The sequence below is a fragment of the Leptotrichia hongkongensis genome (assembly GCF_041538065.1).
Taxonomy (GTDB): Bacteria; Fusobacteriota; Fusobacteriia; order Fusobacteriales; family Leptotrichiaceae; genus Leptotrichia; species Leptotrichia hongkongensis.
Genome location: NZ_JBGORW010000005.1, coordinates 16296 through 31312, shown reverse-complemented (window position 1 = coordinate 31312; position 15017 = coordinate 16296). Strand labels below are relative to the sequence as shown.

Sequence of the window (15017 nt, the reverse complement as noted above, 5' to 3'; positions counted from 1 at the left end):
TCCTCCTTCATTTAGTACAATATATCTTTAAATATGCTTATGTCCACTATGTTCACAATTACACTGCCCTTCAACACAATCACACAAAACTTCCTTCACAGCCGTTTTTCTCTTTTTCTCCACAGCCTTTAAAATTAAGTCCAAGTCGCCAAAACTCAGTTCACTGTTCTCAATAACTTTCCCTATCATTTCTCCAACTTTTGTTTTACAAATTTTATCAAAAGTTCCCAATATATAACTGTTAGCCACTTCTTTTTCCGTAAAATCCGTCGAATAAATGTATTTGTTCCCAATTTCCCTCTTTTTCAAAATATTCTTTTCCAGCAGCCGATTTAACAGCGTCTTTATTGTAGCCTGCTTCCAATTCATTTTCTCACAAAGCACCTCTGTCACAAACTTGCTAGTAACTTCGCTATTTGCCCACACAACACGCATTACTTCCCATTCTGCATCTGTTATATGTTGTTTTTTATCGATTTTGCAGTTTTCTTTCACATTCTTACCTCCTTCAAATGTTTACATTCGTAATCTTTTTATATTATATAGTTTACAATAGTAATCGTTTTTTGTCAAGTATTTTTTTGAACATTTAAATTAGTAAATTACAAAGATAAATACAGAGGACTTTTTCAAAATATCTATTATTTTTATTTAACTCGAATATTTCATTTAATCTTTTTGGTAAAAATATTAATTATTTTACTAAACTTAAATTTAGTAATTTTAATATTTACTTTTTTCTTTTCCTGTTTTAAATTACTCTAATTGATAAATTTATTAAAATATGCTGGAAATTTTTAAAAAATATGGTAAAATAATAATACGATTCAAAAATTATTTATTTTAGGAGGAAAACAGATGAAAAAAATTATGAGAGGTGTACTATTATTTGGTATGTTAGGAGGGATGCTTTTATCTTGCGGAAATAAAAAAAGTAATGATTCTCAAGAACAAAAAAAGGATTCCAAAGTTAATGAAAAGGTTTATAAGATTGGATTGTCACAGATTGTAGATCATCCAGCATTAAATGCAGCAAAGCAGGGTTTTAAAGATGCATTAGCAAAAGCCGGAGTAAAGGCTGATTATGATGATAAAATTGCAAATAATGACATGAGTAATCAGACTCTAATTATGCAGCAATTTGCAGCAGACAAAAAAGATTTGGTATTTGCAATTACAACACCAACTGCACAAGCAGCTAAAAATCAGATTGGAAAAGAAACACCAGTTATATTTGGTTCAGTTACAGATCCAAAAAGTGCAGGACTAGTAGGAATTCCTAATGTTACAGGAACAAGTGGCGCAGCCCCAATTACAGAAAATTTAAAATTAATGAGAGAATTATTACCAGAAGCGAAAAAAATAGGAATCATTTATAATTCGTCTGAACAAAATTCAGTTTCTGAAGTAAATAATTTGAAAAAACTGGCAGGAGAGTATGGATTCACAGTAGTGGAAAAAGCTGTTACAAATGGTACAGAAATGGTTGCCGCAGCAAATCTTATTTCAAAGAATATTGATATCTACTATGCTATTCAAGATAATACAGTAGCATCATATTTTGCAGCAATACTTGATGTTTTTAACAATGCAAAAGTTCCGATTCTAGCTACAAATGACGTTTACTCAAATGCAGGAGGGCTAATTTCACAAGGAACTACCGACTACAATATCGGTTACCGTTCTGGAGAAATAGCAGCGGAAATTTTACTAAAAGGCAAAAAACCAAGTGAAATTCCAATAGAAACAGTTAAAAATTTACAGATTGAAATTAATAAGCAAAATATGCAGTTATTAGGAATAAAAATACCAGACAGTATTTTAAAGCAGGCTAAAATGGTAGAAACTAAAAAAAATTAACAGCTTTGCTTAATAACTGTATAAATTTGGAAATATAACAAAATAAATATTACATGTAAAAAGATAAGGAATATTAAATTTCCAAACAAGTCTAATAAATTTTATAAATTTAAAACAATAAAAAAACTGGAACTATTGAAATTTTTTTAGCTCCAGTTTTTATTTGTTATTTTTCAAAACTATCAAGCCATTCGATAAGTTCCAAAAAATCTTCTACTTTTCTTATTTGCTGTAAATATCTTAAATCTATTATTTTTTCTGATTTTCTATGATAAAAAAATTCTACATCCCACAATTGCGTCTTTATAAAACCTTCTTTTGGAGTATATTTATAAAAATCATACTTTTCAATATTTGCTCTAAAATATTTCAATTTTGCAAAACAAAGCTGATATTTTCTAAAAACTATTTCTAAAATATTATTTTGTGAAATAAATTTATGCGAAAAATATAAGCGTTCTGGTGTATTATTTCTTCTAGTTATCCATTGCCTTCTGGAATTTATTTCCATACTATATTTTTCAATAAATTTTATTTTTTCATCTGACAACTCGGCTTTTAATTTTTCTTGAAGTTTTATATTATCCATAAAAATCACATCGCTACTAATTTATATTAATATTTAATTTTTAGAGTTTTCATATTTTTTTCTATCGTTAGCATTCAAATATTTTTTTCTAAGTCTGATAAAGTTAGGTGTAATTTCCACTAACTCATCATTTTCAATATATTCAAGTGCCAATTCCAGTGTAAATTCCTTTGGAGGTGCCAATTTCACAGCATCATCACTTCCAGCGGCCCTCATATTTGTAAGTTTTTTACCTTTACATACATTTACAACTAAGTCATTTTCTCTTGAATGCTCTCCGACTATCATTCCCTCGTAAACTTCTACTCCTGGCCCTATAAACAGGATTCCTCTTGGTTGTAAGTTATTTAACGAGTACCCTAAACTTGTTCCAGGTTCCATTGCTATTAAAACTCCTCTTCTTCGTCCTGTTACCTCTCCCTTGAAAGGTTCATACTCAAAGAATGAATGATTTATAATTCCTGTTCCTCTTGTTTCCGTCAAGAATTCATTTCTAAATCCAATTAATCCACGTGATGGTACTTTAAACTCAAGTCTTGTATATCCATCGCTTCCTTGATTCATATTTACCATTTCACCTTTTCTAAGCCCTAATTTTTCAATTACGACTCCTACAAACTCATCGGCAACATCGATAATTGCAAGTTCGATTGGTTCCATTTTCTGTCCATTTTCTTCCTTAAAAATAACTTCAGGTTTTGAAACTGCTACTTCGTAGCCTTCTCTTCTCATATTTTCAAGCAAAATAGATAATTGAAGCTCTCCTCTTCCTTTTACAATAAATGCATCTGGCGAATCTGTCATTTCAAGTCTCATACTCACGTTATGATTTACTTCCTTTTGCAATCTTTCCAAAATATTTCTCGAAGTTACAAATTTTCCATCCTGTCCTGCAAATGGTGAATCATTTACCATAAATGTCATAGCAAGTGTAGGCTCATCAATGTCAATTAATGGTAATGGCTTAGGATTTTCTCTACTTGCTACAGTTTCTCCTATGTCAATTTTATCAATTCCCGCAATTGTTACAATATCTCCAGCATACGCTACTTCCATTTCAACTTTTTTAAGTCCGTCATATCCATAAATTCTAGTAACTTTACTATTTACCAAGTCACCATTTCTCTTAATCAACGTAATTTCCTGATTTTTTTCAATTTTTCCATTGTAAATTCTTCCAGTTCCTAATTTTCCTACATATTCGTCATATTCAGTATTTGTAACAAGCATTTGAAGTGGCTCATTCACATCTCCTTCAGGATCTTCTACATGCTCCATAATTTTATCATAAAGCGGTTTCATATCCTTATCTTCATCTTCCAGTTCCAGTTTAGCAAATCCATTTTTTGCAGACGCATAAACTACTGGAAAATCAAGCTGAATATCATTTGCCCCTAAATCTACAAATAAATCAAAAACAGAATCCACAACTGCATCAGGATCTGAATTTGGCCTGTCAATCTTATTAACTACTACAATTGGACGAAGTCCATGCTCTAATGCCTGTTTTAATACATATTTAGTCTGTGGCATAACACCTTCAAATGCATCTACTAGAAGCAAAACAGAATCTACCATTTTCAAGATTCTCTGTACTTCTCCACCAAAATCTGCATGGCCAGGAGTATCCACAATATTTATCTTATATCCATCATAATGAAATGAAGCATTTTTAGAAAAAATCGTAATTCCTCTTTCCTTCTCCAAATCATTACTATCCATAATTCTTTCATCTACTTTTTCATGTTCCCCAAATGTTCCTGCCTGTTTCAATAAAGCATCGACAAGAGTCGTTTTTCCGTGATCTACGTGTGCAATAATTGCAATATTTTTAATTTTGTTCATCCTTTATTTTAACAAATTTCTTGTTAATATTTCCTCCTTAAATTTAAAAATGTCCCCCTAAGGGCGAGGAGTAGAGGTGAAATTCATGCTCTATCTATTCAAGCTGTAATAAATAATTACAAAAAGAATAAATATCGCAATGAAATCTACCATCTCACTACCTCCTTTATATAATATTTTGTGAGTTGTGCTAAAACTCACTTAAAATATTATAACAAAAAAGACTGGATTTTTCCAGTCTAATTTATAGCACATTTTTTTTAAATATTATACAAAGTCACCCTTAGGGATTTTTACATATCTATTATAGCATATTTTATAAAAATGTCAATCCCCAAAAATTTTTTTACTTATAATTTCTTCTTTTTAATATAATTTGCAATATTCTTTCCAAGCAATTTTTCATATTTTTTCCAAAAATCTGCTAAAATTTTTTTTTCATTTTTATCTAATTTTTCTAAAATTATTATTTTCCCTTTCCCACTTTTAATCTTATATTTCTCAGAATTTATAAACTCCGCCACTTCCTCATTCCAAAGTTCCAAAAATACTTTGCTTGAAACCTCATCAAATTCTATAAATTCATCTTCATAAACATAAATTTCCTCTTGACTTTTTACTTCTATACATCCTAAAAAATGCGTAAAAAATGCGCCGCAGTCTATTCCCTTTATTTTATCAGTCTTTTTAGAGATTCTTCCATTTATATTAGGAGTATGACCAAAATATATGTTTTTATCCCTATATTCCTCAAGCTCTACATTTTCCATAATCCAAAATTCATCTCTAGTCCAAAGTACTGTTTCCTTTTCTTGTTTTGTCAAAGCTATATTCAAATCGAGCCCTGCATGAACAAAAATATTTTTATTTCCATAAATTATTAAAGGACAGTTTTTGAGCCATTTTACAAACCATCTAATTTCATCAAAAAAATTTTCTTGGTGCCATTCTGTCATCGTTTTATTTTCAAAATATTTAGAATGTTTATAAATTGAATATTCTGTTTCATATCTTAATGGATAATCATTTTCCAAGTCTTCAAGAAGCATATCTTCATGATTTCCCAAAATAAACTTCAAGTTATACCCAAGTTTTATCATTTTGATACATTTTATATAAATTTCATAAGACTTTTTTCCTCTGTCACAAATATCCCCTATAATCACAAGTAAATCTTCTCTTTTTAAGTCAATTTTATCCAACATTTTCAAAAACAAATCGTACTGTCCATGAATATCTGACATTACAAAAATTCGATTATAGTCATTCTCATTTATCTTTTCTATCTTAATCTTATTCGCCTTAATTACACTTTCCATAAAAATCACTCTTTTTCTTTTAATACAATTTATAACTTATTCTTTAATTTTTTCAAATAAATTGTTTTATTTATTGGAATAAACCTTTCCCACAAGATAAGGATTTAAGGCAAGAAACAATAACTTTTAAAATGCCCCAAATCCATTCATTTCCATAAACCTGAATAACAAATCATTCATCAATTTCTCATTTTTTTCTGTGTCATAAGGTAATGTAAATTCTCCATCCCTATTTGTCCATAATCTGTCATAATAATCCAAAATATCTTTGGAAATTTTCTGATCATAAGCTGACATAATTTTTAGTTCATTTTCCAAATTAAAATTACGCATATTACGTCTTGTAAAGTTTGTTGAACCTCCGTAAGTTATCAAATAATCATTTTTCAAAATAGAAAGCATTTTTACGTGGTACATTTCCTCTCCTTTATTGTAAAACTTGACATTTATGTCATAATTATGTTTTCTTGCATATTTCATTAGTTCTCCAGCAGCAGCTTTATTTGGAAGTCCCGCATTTGAATTATTCAAAATTATCTCAAATTTTACTCCACGCCGTGCCGCTTTTCTTATATCGTTAATTATTCCTCTGTCTGCAAGGAAAAACTGGGCAATAATAACCTTATCTCCAAACTGTGTGTTTTTTAATTCTTCCGAAATATCCTTAGCTGTTGCTCCGTTTGTAAAATATTGTAATTTTAGCTTGTCATTTTTAGAAAATGGAATTTTACCAAAATCCTTATCTGGTAATTTTTGCTTTAAGCTTCCATCTTTTTTAGTAATTTTTGCAGCTGGCTTTTCTCCCTCGTAAATTTCCCTAATAATTGGCGATGAAAACTTAAATGCCACATTTGAGTGCTTTGAACCTTCTGCGTGTGGGTTTGCTGATGTCAGCATTGCCGTAGTTTCATTCATAATAAGTTTTCTGTGATTAGCTTTTGCATTTAACGCTCTTAAAATACTACGGATTGTAACTTTGTCAGTACCTTCGTAAATTGGATTTTTAGTTTTCCCACGATTTTTCGGATTTCCAAAAGGCTGGACAAAAAGACGCCATGGAGCCGAATAAACAAGCATCGGATCTCTCAATTTTGTCAAATCCACATATCCAATTTTTACACCAGCCTCCTCCAGCTTCTTATGAGTTTTGTTGTCAAACGCTCCATAAAAAGTGTTACTTTCATCAAGTATCAAATATATTTCAACATTCGGATCTCTTTTTCTTTTTTCAAGTATCTTCTGTGCAAACTCTTCTGCAATAGGCAATGGCTGCAATTTCTCCTTAACACCTTTTCCAAGATAGTCATTAAATACAAAAATATCCATCAGGAAGAAGTCTTCCGCCTTATCCAAAATATCATAAGCCTGCTCCCAAATTTGCCTTTCATAATGAGTTTCTCCATCTTTTTTATACGTTAAATCGTAGTAAAATTCAACATTATCCGCATTATAAACCTCACTTTTCATCGTAAGCCCCTCCGAAAGTGAAGTACACGAAAAAGTTGTCAATATTAGTAATATAATTAAAAAAATAATCTTTTTATTCACACTAACTCTCCTTTTTATAAACTATTTAATTTCAAAATCAAAATTATTTATTTTTTTCTTTCAACAATATATATTTTATACTAAACCCCATTTAAATAACGAAATTATTACAAACTTTTTTAATAAAGGATATAAACCTAATATTTTCAAATAATCAAAATATAATTTTCATTTTTTGAATAAAGTCTAATATAAATAATCCGTCGGAGCATTTTTCTGAACTGGCAAAACTGTTTGAGCATAGCGAGTTTTTTGTCAGTGCAGAAAAATGTCGTAGACTAGCCATAGGTTATTGCGTAGCAATCTTGCCACAATTTTAATTATTAGGACAAACCTTTACTGCAAGATAAGGTTTTGCGGCAATGATCAATCCTACGAAAATAAAAATAAAAAAATATTTATTAATCAAAATATCTAAAAAATTATTTCTATTTTTAAACGGAATTTATAGTAATACTAGTTTAAAACAGAACTCAAAAATTATGACTATTTTACTCAAACCCTAAATTATATAATTTCTAGAAGTTCAATTTTAAATGGGTTCGAATATAGTATTAAATACATTTTAATTATACCAATTTTTTTTGATTTTTTCTAGTTCGTACTAAACGTTTAAAAACGAGAATAAATTTTTAATAAAGAATAAAAAAAGCCGAATAGAAATTCGGCTGATTTTGTGGTTACAAGTATTCTATGACATGGTCTGAAAATATTCAAAAACATATTCTCAATATTGAACACCGGCATGTTCTTTTTACTGTCCCTGAAGAATCCAGAAAGTTCTTCTTTTATGACAGATCCCTTCTGTCAAAACTTTCCACTGCTGTTAACCAGGTATTCAAGTTCATCTTTCACAATATCAGCAGTAAAAGAAAAAGAAAAAACAAAATTTCTAAACATTCAAAATTTTACTTTACTGATTCCAATATTGTACATTATGGTCTCATTTCTGTCATTCATACTTTTGGCAGGGACCTGAAATGGAACCCTCATGTTCATGCCATTGTTTCATTAGGAGGATTCAATAAAAATCTTGAGTTCAGGAAAATGAGATACTTCAACGTTGACACTATTACTGACAGGCTTAAAGAGGCAATTGATACTTTCAGGAAAAACATTGCCGTGTCAAGATATTCATTTTATCAAAGGCAGATGTACAAGACTTTCGGGATGAATCCTTTTTACTGTCCAGTATGCAAGGTTAAAATGATTGTATGGGAATTTTATCATTACAGACATCCGCCCCTCAAAAAATACTATTAATATTTTATTAATCCAACTAGGTTGGATATTTTGTCGTAGACATTTATATATTTATTTGGCAAAAGAAGAGTAAAAGAGGTTGACGCCTCTTTTAAAATTATCAAATATATCAATAAATACCTAAAAAATATGAATTTAATTTCCTTATAAAAAACAAAAAAACCTATAGAATATCAAATCCTATAAGTTTTAAAAATTTTATTGATTTTTTATTAAATTATGTTTAACTATTTAACAACTTGCCATTTATTGTCGTTACCTTTTGTAAATTTAACTGTTGATGTTGCCAAATTTATTTTCTTAGTTTTTTTCAAATAATCATATTGTAATTTTATGTATTTTTCAATATCAACTTCGACTTCATCCTTACTGTTATCAACCTTTGTTACATATTTTTTAGCATTATCTCCTAAATACTTATCCAAAGCTTTTTCATCGTATCCTTTTACTAAAAATACAACTTCCCCATTATTTCCCTTTTCATTTACTTGATATACAGAAACTTCAAACTGCTCAATAAGCATTGTATTTGATTCTTCCCATTGTTTTTTTAATGTTGAATCATTTGTTTTTTCCACATACTTATCCACATCTGGATTTATTGATTTAAGCATTTTTCTTGAACCATAATTTGATATTTCCTGCAAAACTTTTGCATAATCTTCAGCTGCAGCATTTAAAGTATCATATTTTTTTATTTCTACAGACTCTTTTCCAGCTGGTGCTGCAACCGCTAAATTTGGTATAGTCATCAATCCCCCAAAAACCATTAACCCCATCAAAATTTTTTTTATCTTCATAATCTTTATCATTCTCCTTCTTCCTGCAATTTTGTAAAATCAATTTTTTCCTATATGGATGTCTAAATTATCTTCATTAACTATAAAAAATTAATTATTAGCCAATTATACTAAAAATTTTTTTACACTTTCTTCTTTTACATAAAAAAATTCTTTTATAGATTTTTCTTCAAAGGCAGTATAATCTTTTTCCAGCTCTTTTACAGCTAGCCTTAAAATTTCTCCTTTTCTGACCCTTTGAGAAATTCCATAAAATGCACGTTCCAAAAAATCTATATTTTTGTAATTAGACATTACTTTTTCACTTTCAATCCATTTAAATGTTCCTGCAAATTTTTTTGGAAAAAAACTCTGATTTTCAGATATATTATACAGTATCTTCTTTTCAATATTATTAATATTTTCATTGAATAGCCTATCAAAATTTTTGGCTAAAAAATGGTCAATAAACATATCCGATACAATTCCTTTAAAAATACCAAATTTTTCCACAAGTAATTCATTCAAAAAATTCTCATTCCTGTCAGAAATACCATCAATTATCCGATGCAGAACAATTCCCTCTTTCAATTCTTCAGGAAGCTCTATTTTATCAACTAGCCCCTTATAAAAATCACCTGCAAAATTTCCATATAATGTCTTTTTATTTTCCTGCTCATCAATTTCAAGCGAAATTAGTGAATGTGCTAAAAAATTCATAATCTTTTCTCTTTCTTATTTTACTTTTAAAACTAAACCAGATTAAATGACAAAAATTAAACAAATTTAGAATTTCTCCTACTTTTTCATTTAATTTCAAAAATAATTCAATCTAGCAATTTCATACTAAAGCCCTTTAAATAATAAAGTTATTATAAACTTTTCCAACTAAAGGATATAAACCTAATATTTTCAAATAATTAAAATATGATTTTCATTTTTTAAAATAAACTAATCCGTCAGCTTAAAAAAATTCCATTAATTATTTCTCATCTAGTTCATCAGCAAATCTGAATCCTTGACTTTCCAAGTCCTGTTTTGATGTATTATAGAAATTTTCGTAGATTCTTACAGTCATTTCCTTGTATGACGGTAATTGTGGTGTTCCATTTTCTTCACGCCAAGCCACTGTATCTTTTTCGTGAAATTCCACGCCTTCTTCTACTTTTTTCGCATCATAGGTATCTTCAAATACAAATGTATCTAACGGAACTCTTGGTTTTACTCTAGTTAATTTTCTTTCCACAGGCACTCCAAGTGTACTCCCTACTATTGGGAATACATATTCTGGTAATCCAAGCATTTTTATAAATTCTTTTGTTTCCTTTCTAATTGCACCAATTACAGTACTTCCGTATCCAAGAGCAAGAGCTGCTGTCTGCAAGGCATTTACAACAATTCCCGCATCTACTGCACCAACTAGAATTCCATCTGCAGATTTTGGAGCGATATTTCTCTTACCAAGAGAATTTGATGCATAAACTCCACGGTGAAAATCAACCAATACAAATACAAAAGCGTCAGCCTGTGCAATATGCTTCTGTCCTCCACAAAGTTCTGCAATTTTTGCTAATTTTTCCTTATCTCTTACAACAATTAATGAAGTTTGCTGTCCATTAACTGAATTTGCCGCTCTTTGAGCAGTTGCAAAGTATTGTCTTTAAATCTTCTTCTTTTATCTTTTCACCTGTAAACTCCCTTACAGAACGTCTATTTTGCAATTGTTTTATCAATTCATTCATTCAAATCACTTCCCTTTTTAAAATTTATTTAATTAATGTTATCACATTATATTTGTATTGTCAAACTATTTGAAAACATTAAATTTCTCCAAGATTATAATGATATAAACTAGAAAAAATCATTATTTTGACATAATAACTATAATTTAAAAATTTAATTTCAAAGTGGTTTTACTATGGCGTTTTTTATGGTATAATTGGTTATTATAAGCATTTTTAATGCCTTACCTTTTATAAAAATGAAAGAGAAAAAAATGTCAAAAAATAAAATAATAACTAACCAAACTTGCGGAAAACTTTATATTGCTGGAGAATATTCCATTCTAACAGCTGGACAAAGTGCAATCATAAAAAACATAAACCTTTTTATGACTTCAAAAATAAATTTTGCTGATAAATATACAATTTTTTCAGATATGTTTGATTATACCATAACTCTTGAAAAAACGGATTTCGATAAAAAAGCTTCACAAAATTTTGACAAAAATTATTCACTCATCTGTGAAACAATATCCGTTATGACTGAATATTTAAAATTTCAAAATTTGGAAATCAAGCCTTTTAATCTGGAAATTAATGGAAAAATGGAAATAGATAACAAAAAACTAGGAATCGGCTCAAGTGGCAGTGTTGTTGTTTTAACAATAAAATCCATTTTAAGTCTATATAATCTAAAAGTTTCAAAGGAAACACTTTTCAAGCTGTCTTCCTATGTTCTGCTAAAACGTGGAGATAATGGATCTATGGGCGATATAGCCTGCATTTCCTACGAAAGCTTAATTTTTTACAGATCTTTTGACAGAAAAAAAATTAGTGAGTTAATGAAAAACGAAACTCTGGAAAGTGTTCTAAAAACTAACTGGAATTACGAAATTTCCGAGCTTCACTTTAACAAAAACAATTTAAATTGTAATTTTTTAGTTGGATGGACAAAAGAACCTGCTATTTCTAGTAATTTAATAAACATTGTAAAAAGTTCGATTGACGAAAATTTTTTAAAAGATGTAGAAAATATCGTACAAGATTTGAGAATTGCCATGAAAAATGGAGATAAGCCAATGATAAAAAAATGCATTAATAAAAACGGAAAATTACTTCAAAACTTAAATGAAAATATTTATAGCCAAAAATTATTAAAATTAGTAAATTCTGCTCAAAAACTGGATATTTGTGCCAAAAGTAGCGGTGCTGGTGGTGGAGATTGCGGAATTGCCCTTTCCTTTAATAAAAATGATACAAAAACTATTATCGATAGATGGGAAAAATTTGGGATTGAATTGCTGTATGCTGAAAAATTATAAAAAATATTAATTTTATAAATTTGTCTTTATATCATTAAAATAAATATCTTTCCTTTATTTATTTTAGCAGGATTGCTCATTGCCACAAATCCTTATCTTGCAGTAAAGATTTATCCTGATAATCAAAATATTTGGCAAGATTGCTACGCAATAACCTATGGCTAGACTTCGACTTTTATTAAAATTATATTTTTATTATTTAGAAATACCAAGCTTTTTAATAATTTCATTATTTAAATGGTATTCAATTCACTAATTCCTTTACGTATCAAAAAAGAAAAAATATATGATATATTAATTAAAAATAAAAATAGGAGAAATATGAAAAATAGAAAAGATGATCATATCAAATATGCATTGGAACACGAAAGTGAATATAACAGCTTTGACGATGTTGAACTTATTCATAGTTCCATTCCAAAATATAATCTGGATGAAATTGATTTATCAACTCATTTTGCAAGCCACGATTTTGAATTTCCATTTTTTATTAATGCAATTACAGGCGGAAGCGAAAATGCGAAAAAGATTAATCAAAAACTGGCAAAAGTTGCAAATGAATGCAATTTGCTGTTCGTAACAGGCTCGTATAGTGCCGCTCTAAAAAATTCTGATGATGATTCATTTAATATTGTAAAAAAGGAAAATCCAAATTTACAGCTTGCCACAAATATTGGAATTGATAAAAATTACACAGCTGGAATTGCCGCTATAAAGGCTCTGAATCCATTATTTTTACAAGTTCACGTAAATCTAATGCAGGAATTAATTATGCCAGAAGGCAGCCGAAACTTTAACGAATGGGAAAACAATTTAAAAGAATTTGTCCAAAATATAGAAATTCCAATTATTTTAAAAGAAGTTGGATTTGGAATGACTGAAGATACCATAAAACAGGGAATTAAGCTAGGAATAAAAACTTTTGACATAAGCGGACGTGGTGGCACAAGTTTTGCCTTTATTGAAAATATGCGACGTGAAAATAGCCTTGATTATCTAAATAACTGGGGACAAACTACTGTTGCCTGCCTTTTAAATTTAAAAGATTATACTGGCAAAGTGGAAATTATCGCAAGTGGCGGTGTAAGAAATCCGTTGGATATGATAAAATGCCTAGTTTTGGGAGCAAAGGCTGTTGGTCTTTCCAGAACGATTTTAGAGTTAGCTGTAAAATATGATGTTGAAAACATAATCAAAACTGTGGAAAACTGGAAAACTGAATGCAAAATGATAATGTGCGCCTTAAATGCAAAAAATATTAAAGAATTACAAAATACAAAATATGTTTTGTACGGAAAAACATTGGAATTTTCTATACAAAAATTTTAATAAATCTGCCGATAACTTAACTGTATATCAAAAATTGATTTTAAATGAATATAATTAAAGAAAGAGAGTTAATTAATGAAAAAAAAAATTATAGTTTATGATTTTGACAAGACAATATATGATGGAGAAACTGGTGTTAATTTTTCTACATTTTATTTAAAAAAATATCCACTAAAATCTATTTTATTTTTGATAAAATATTCAAAAGATTTACTTTTTTATCTGATAAAAATAATAAATCTGACTACTTTGAAAGAAAGATATTTTGAATTTTTAGAAAGCCATTCAAGAGAAGAAATTGAAAAATTAGTAGCAGATTTCTGGGAAACTAAAAAACATAAAATTTATCCTTGGATAAAGGACGAGCTGGAAAAAAACAAAAAAGAATGCGAAATGGTTATCGTGTCTTCAGCAAGCCCATTATTCCTAATAGAAAAATTTTTATTATCACTTGGCTATGACAAAGTCTTTGGTACAAATTTTGTAAACGATAACAAGGAAACTTTCGTTGCCAAAATTGATGGAGAAAATAATAAAGGAGACGAAAAAGTAAAAAAATTGAACGAATGGGCAAAGCAAAATAATTTTGAATATGATATCATAAAATTTTACTCTGACAGTCTAGCAGACAAGCCACTTTATGATATTTCCAAAAAAACATACTGGATTAAGAATGGAGTTAAACTTGATGGAATGCCACCTCGAAAAACATTATTCGATAAATTATTTTGGAAATAATATTTTTAAATAAAGATAAAACTCAAGTATTAACTAAAGCATAAAAAATGTAAAAAGGGAACTATTCTAATTCTACCAAAACTAGAATAATTCCCTATTTTTATTTCATTCCTAAATTTTATTCAAAAAATTAAACTGTTAATAATTCTTTTTCTTTTTTACTCAAAGCATCGTCAACTTGTGCGATATATTTATCTGTTGATTTTTGTACTTTTTCTTCGCTTGATTTTAGTTCATCTTCTGTAATTTCGCTGTCTTTTTCAAGTTTTCTAAGTTTATTATTTACGTCTTTTCTTACGTTTCTGATTGCAACTTTTCCTTCTTCAGCTTCTTTTTTTACCATTTTTACATATTCTTTTCTACGATCTTCTGTAAGTTCTGGCACGACAAGCCTAATAACTTTACCATCATTTGATGGATTAAATCCTAGATTTGCCTGTAAAATAGTTTTTTCAATTACTGGGATTAATGTTTTATCCCAAGGGTCTATTACTAATAATCTAGCTTCTGGAGCTGAAACTGTTCCAACTTGATTAAGAGGAGTTTGAGCACCATAAGCTTCTACTGTTACTCCATCAAGCATAGAAACGCTTGCACGTCCTGCTCTTACGTGAGAAAATTTATCTTTTGTGTTTTCTAAAGATTTTTGCATTTTTTCTTCAGCTTCTTTTAAAATTGCATCTAACATTCCTACCACCTTTTTA

15 protein-coding genes and 1 pseudogene are annotated in these 15017 nt (G+C 29.0%); 6 read left to right on the top strand and 10 right to left on the bottom strand.

Annotated features, from left to right (window positions below; all coding sequences use genetic code 11):
- Nucleotides 1-27: 27 nt before the first annotated feature.
- Nucleotides 28-495 carry a CopY/TcrY family copper transport repressor gene (locus tag ACEG17_RS04830; protein WP_372582778.1) on the bottom strand — a complete coding sequence of 156 codons (468 nt, stop codon included), beginning with the start codon at nucleotides 493-495 and terminating at the stop codon, nucleotides 28-30.
- 363 nt (nucleotides 496-858) lie between these two features.
- Between ACEG17_RS04830 and ACEG17_RS04825 the strand changes: the two genes are divergently transcribed.
- Nucleotides 859-1860, top strand: coding sequence for an ABC transporter substrate-binding protein (locus tag ACEG17_RS04825; protein ID WP_372582777.1), 1002 nt, complete (start codon nucleotides 859-861; stop codon nucleotides 1858-1860).
- 166 nt (nucleotides 1861-2026) lie between these two features.
- Here ACEG17_RS04825 and ACEG17_RS04820 read toward each other — a convergent pair whose 3' ends face one another.
- The 4 genes from ACEG17_RS04820 to ACEG17_RS04805 all read right to left on the bottom strand — a co-directional run bounded on the left by ACEG17_RS04820 (nucleotide 2027) and on the right by ACEG17_RS04805 (nucleotide 7080).
- Nucleotides 2027-2449, bottom strand: a complete 423-nt coding sequence (locus ACEG17_RS04820) for a hypothetical protein (protein ID WP_372582776.1) — start codon at nucleotides 2447-2449, stop codon at nucleotides 2027-2029.
- 33 nt (nucleotides 2450-2482) lie between these two features.
- Nucleotides 2483-4294, bottom strand: a complete 1812-nt coding sequence (gene typA / locus ACEG17_RS04815) for a translational GTPase TypA (protein ID WP_372582775.1) — start codon at nucleotides 4292-4294, stop codon at nucleotides 2483-2485.
- 350 nt (nucleotides 4295-4644) lie between these two features.
- The gene (locus tag ACEG17_RS04810; RefSeq protein WP_372582774.1) at nucleotides 4645-5613 is read right to left on the bottom strand and encodes a metallophosphoesterase family protein; all 969 of its coding nucleotides are present in this window, start codon (nucleotides 5611-5613) and stop codon (nucleotides 4645-4647) included.
- A gap of 126 nt (nucleotides 5614-5739) precedes the next feature.
- A complete protein-coding gene (locus tag ACEG17_RS04805; RefSeq protein ID WP_372582772.1) occupies nucleotides 5740-7080 on the bottom strand; it encodes a phospholipase D-like domain-containing protein in 1341 nt (446 codons plus the stop codon).
- A 302-nt stretch (nucleotides 7081-7382) separates the two neighbouring features.
- On the opposite strand from ACEG17_RS04805, the pseudogene ACEG17_RS04800 reads away from it, so the two are divergent.
- Together ACEG17_RS04800 and ACEG17_RS04795 are read left to right on the top strand one after the other, a co-directional pair.
- Nucleotides 7383-7579 (top strand): annotated as a pseudogene (locus tag ACEG17_RS04800) (hypothetical protein).
- 275 nt (nucleotides 7580-7854) lie between these two features.
- The gene (locus ACEG17_RS04795) at nucleotides 7855-8424 is read left to right on the top strand and encodes a transposase (RefSeq protein ID WP_372582771.1); all 570 of its coding nucleotides are present in this window, start codon (nucleotides 7855-7857) and stop codon (nucleotides 8422-8424) included.
- 227 nt (nucleotides 8425-8651) lie between these two features.
- On the opposite strand, the gene ACEG17_RS04790 is transcribed toward ACEG17_RS04795, so the two are convergent.
- The 4 genes from ACEG17_RS04790 to ACEG17_RS04775 all read right to left on the bottom strand — a co-directional run bounded on the left by ACEG17_RS04790 (nucleotide 8652) and on the right by ACEG17_RS04775 (nucleotide 10945).
- Nucleotides 8652-9236 (bottom strand): hypothetical protein, encoded by a 585-nt coding sequence (locus ACEG17_RS04790; RefSeq protein WP_372582770.1) that lies wholly within the window; start codon nucleotides 9234-9236, stop codon nucleotides 8652-8654.
- A gap of 93 nt (nucleotides 9237-9329) precedes the next feature.
- A complete protein-coding gene (locus ACEG17_RS04785) occupies nucleotides 9330-9923 on the bottom strand; it encodes an acyl carrier protein phosphodiesterase (protein ID WP_372582769.1) in 594 nt (197 codons plus the stop codon).
- A 262-nt stretch (nucleotides 9924-10185) separates the two neighbouring features.
- Nucleotides 10186-10800, bottom strand: a complete 615-nt coding sequence (locus tag ACEG17_RS04780; RefSeq protein ID WP_372582890.1) for a nitroreductase family protein — start codon at nucleotides 10798-10800, stop codon at nucleotides 10186-10188.
- A 19-nt stretch (nucleotides 10801-10819) separates the two neighbouring features.
- The gene (locus ACEG17_RS04775; RefSeq protein ID WP_372582768.1) at nucleotides 10820-10945 is read right to left on the bottom strand and encodes a hypothetical protein; all 126 of its coding nucleotides are present in this window, start codon (nucleotides 10943-10945) and stop codon (nucleotides 10820-10822) included.
- A 254-nt stretch (nucleotides 10946-11199) separates the two neighbouring features.
- Between ACEG17_RS04775 and ACEG17_RS04770 the strand changes: the two genes are divergently transcribed.
- The 3 genes from ACEG17_RS04770 to ACEG17_RS04760 all read left to right on the top strand — a co-directional run bounded on the left by ACEG17_RS04770 (nucleotide 11200) and on the right by ACEG17_RS04760 (nucleotide 14313).
- Entirely contained in the window at nucleotides 11200-12246 is a 1047-nt protein-coding gene (locus tag ACEG17_RS04770; protein ID WP_372582767.1) for a phosphomevalonate kinase, read from the top strand.
- Between the two features lie 321 nt (nucleotides 12247-12567).
- On the top strand, nucleotides 12568-13575 hold the full coding sequence (fni, locus tag ACEG17_RS04765; RefSeq protein WP_372582766.1) for a type 2 isopentenyl-diphosphate Delta-isomerase: 1008 nt from the start codon (nucleotides 12568-12570) through the stop codon (nucleotides 13573-13575).
- A 75-nt stretch (nucleotides 13576-13650) separates the two neighbouring features.
- Complete coding sequence (locus ACEG17_RS04760) at nucleotides 13651-14313, top strand: HAD family hydrolase (RefSeq protein WP_372582765.1); 663 nt, start codon at nucleotides 13651-13653, stop codon at nucleotides 14311-14313.
- A 130-nt stretch (nucleotides 14314-14443) separates the two neighbouring features.
- On the opposite strand, the gene frr is transcribed toward ACEG17_RS04760, so the two are convergent.
- On the bottom strand, nucleotides 14444-15001 hold the full coding sequence (frr, locus tag ACEG17_RS04755; protein WP_021744239.1) for a ribosome recycling factor: 558 nt from the start codon (nucleotides 14999-15001) through the stop codon (nucleotides 14444-14446).
- Nucleotides 15002-15017: the final 16 nt, after the last annotated feature.

Bases quoted from the DNA above. Each gene is read 5' to 3' on its own strand.
- ACEG17_RS04825 (WP_372582777.1), top strand. From the start codon at position 859: ATGAAAAAAATTATGAGAGGTGTACTATTATTTGGTATGTTAGGAGGG.
- ACEG17_RS04820 (WP_372582776.1), bottom strand. From the start codon at position 2,449: ATGGATAATATAAAACTTCAAGAAAAATTAAAAGCCGAGTTGTCAGAT.
- typA (WP_372582775.1), bottom strand. From the start codon at position 4,294: ATGAACAAAATTAAAAATATTGCAATTATTGCACACGTAGATCACGGA.
- ACEG17_RS04810 (WP_372582774.1), bottom strand. From the start codon at position 5,613: ATGGAAAGTGTAATTAAGGCGAATAAGATTAAGATAGAAAAGATAAAT.
- ACEG17_RS04805 (WP_372582772.1), bottom strand. From the start codon at position 7,080: ATGAAAAGTGAGGTTTATAATGCGGATAATGTTGAATTTTACTACGAT.
- ACEG17_RS04795 (WP_372582771.1), top strand. From the start codon at position 7,855: ATGACATGGTCTGAAAATATTCAAAAACATATTCTCAATATTGAACAC.
- ACEG17_RS04790 (WP_372582770.1), bottom strand. From the start codon at position 9,236: ATGATAAAGATTATGAAGATAAAAAAAATTTTGATGGGGTTAATGGTT.
- ACEG17_RS04785 (WP_372582769.1), bottom strand. From the start codon at position 9,923: ATGAATTTTTTAGCACATTCACTAATTTCGCTTGAAATTGATGAGCAG.
- ACEG17_RS04775 (WP_372582768.1), bottom strand. From the start codon at position 10,945: ATGAATGAATTGATAAAACAATTGCAAAATAGACGTTCTGTAAGGGAG.
- ACEG17_RS04770 (WP_372582767.1), top strand. From the start codon at position 11,200: ATGTCAAAAAATAAAATAATAACTAACCAAACTTGCGGAAAACTTTAT.
- fni (WP_372582766.1), top strand. From the start codon at position 12,568: ATGAAAAATAGAAAAGATGATCATATCAAATATGCATTGGAACACGAA.
- ACEG17_RS04760 (WP_372582765.1), top strand. From the start codon at position 13,651: ATGAAAAAAAAAATTATAGTTTATGATTTTGACAAGACAATATATGAT.
- frr (WP_021744239.1), bottom strand. From the start codon at position 15,001: ATGTTAGATGCAATTTTAAAAGAAGCTGAAGAAAAAATGCAAAAATCT.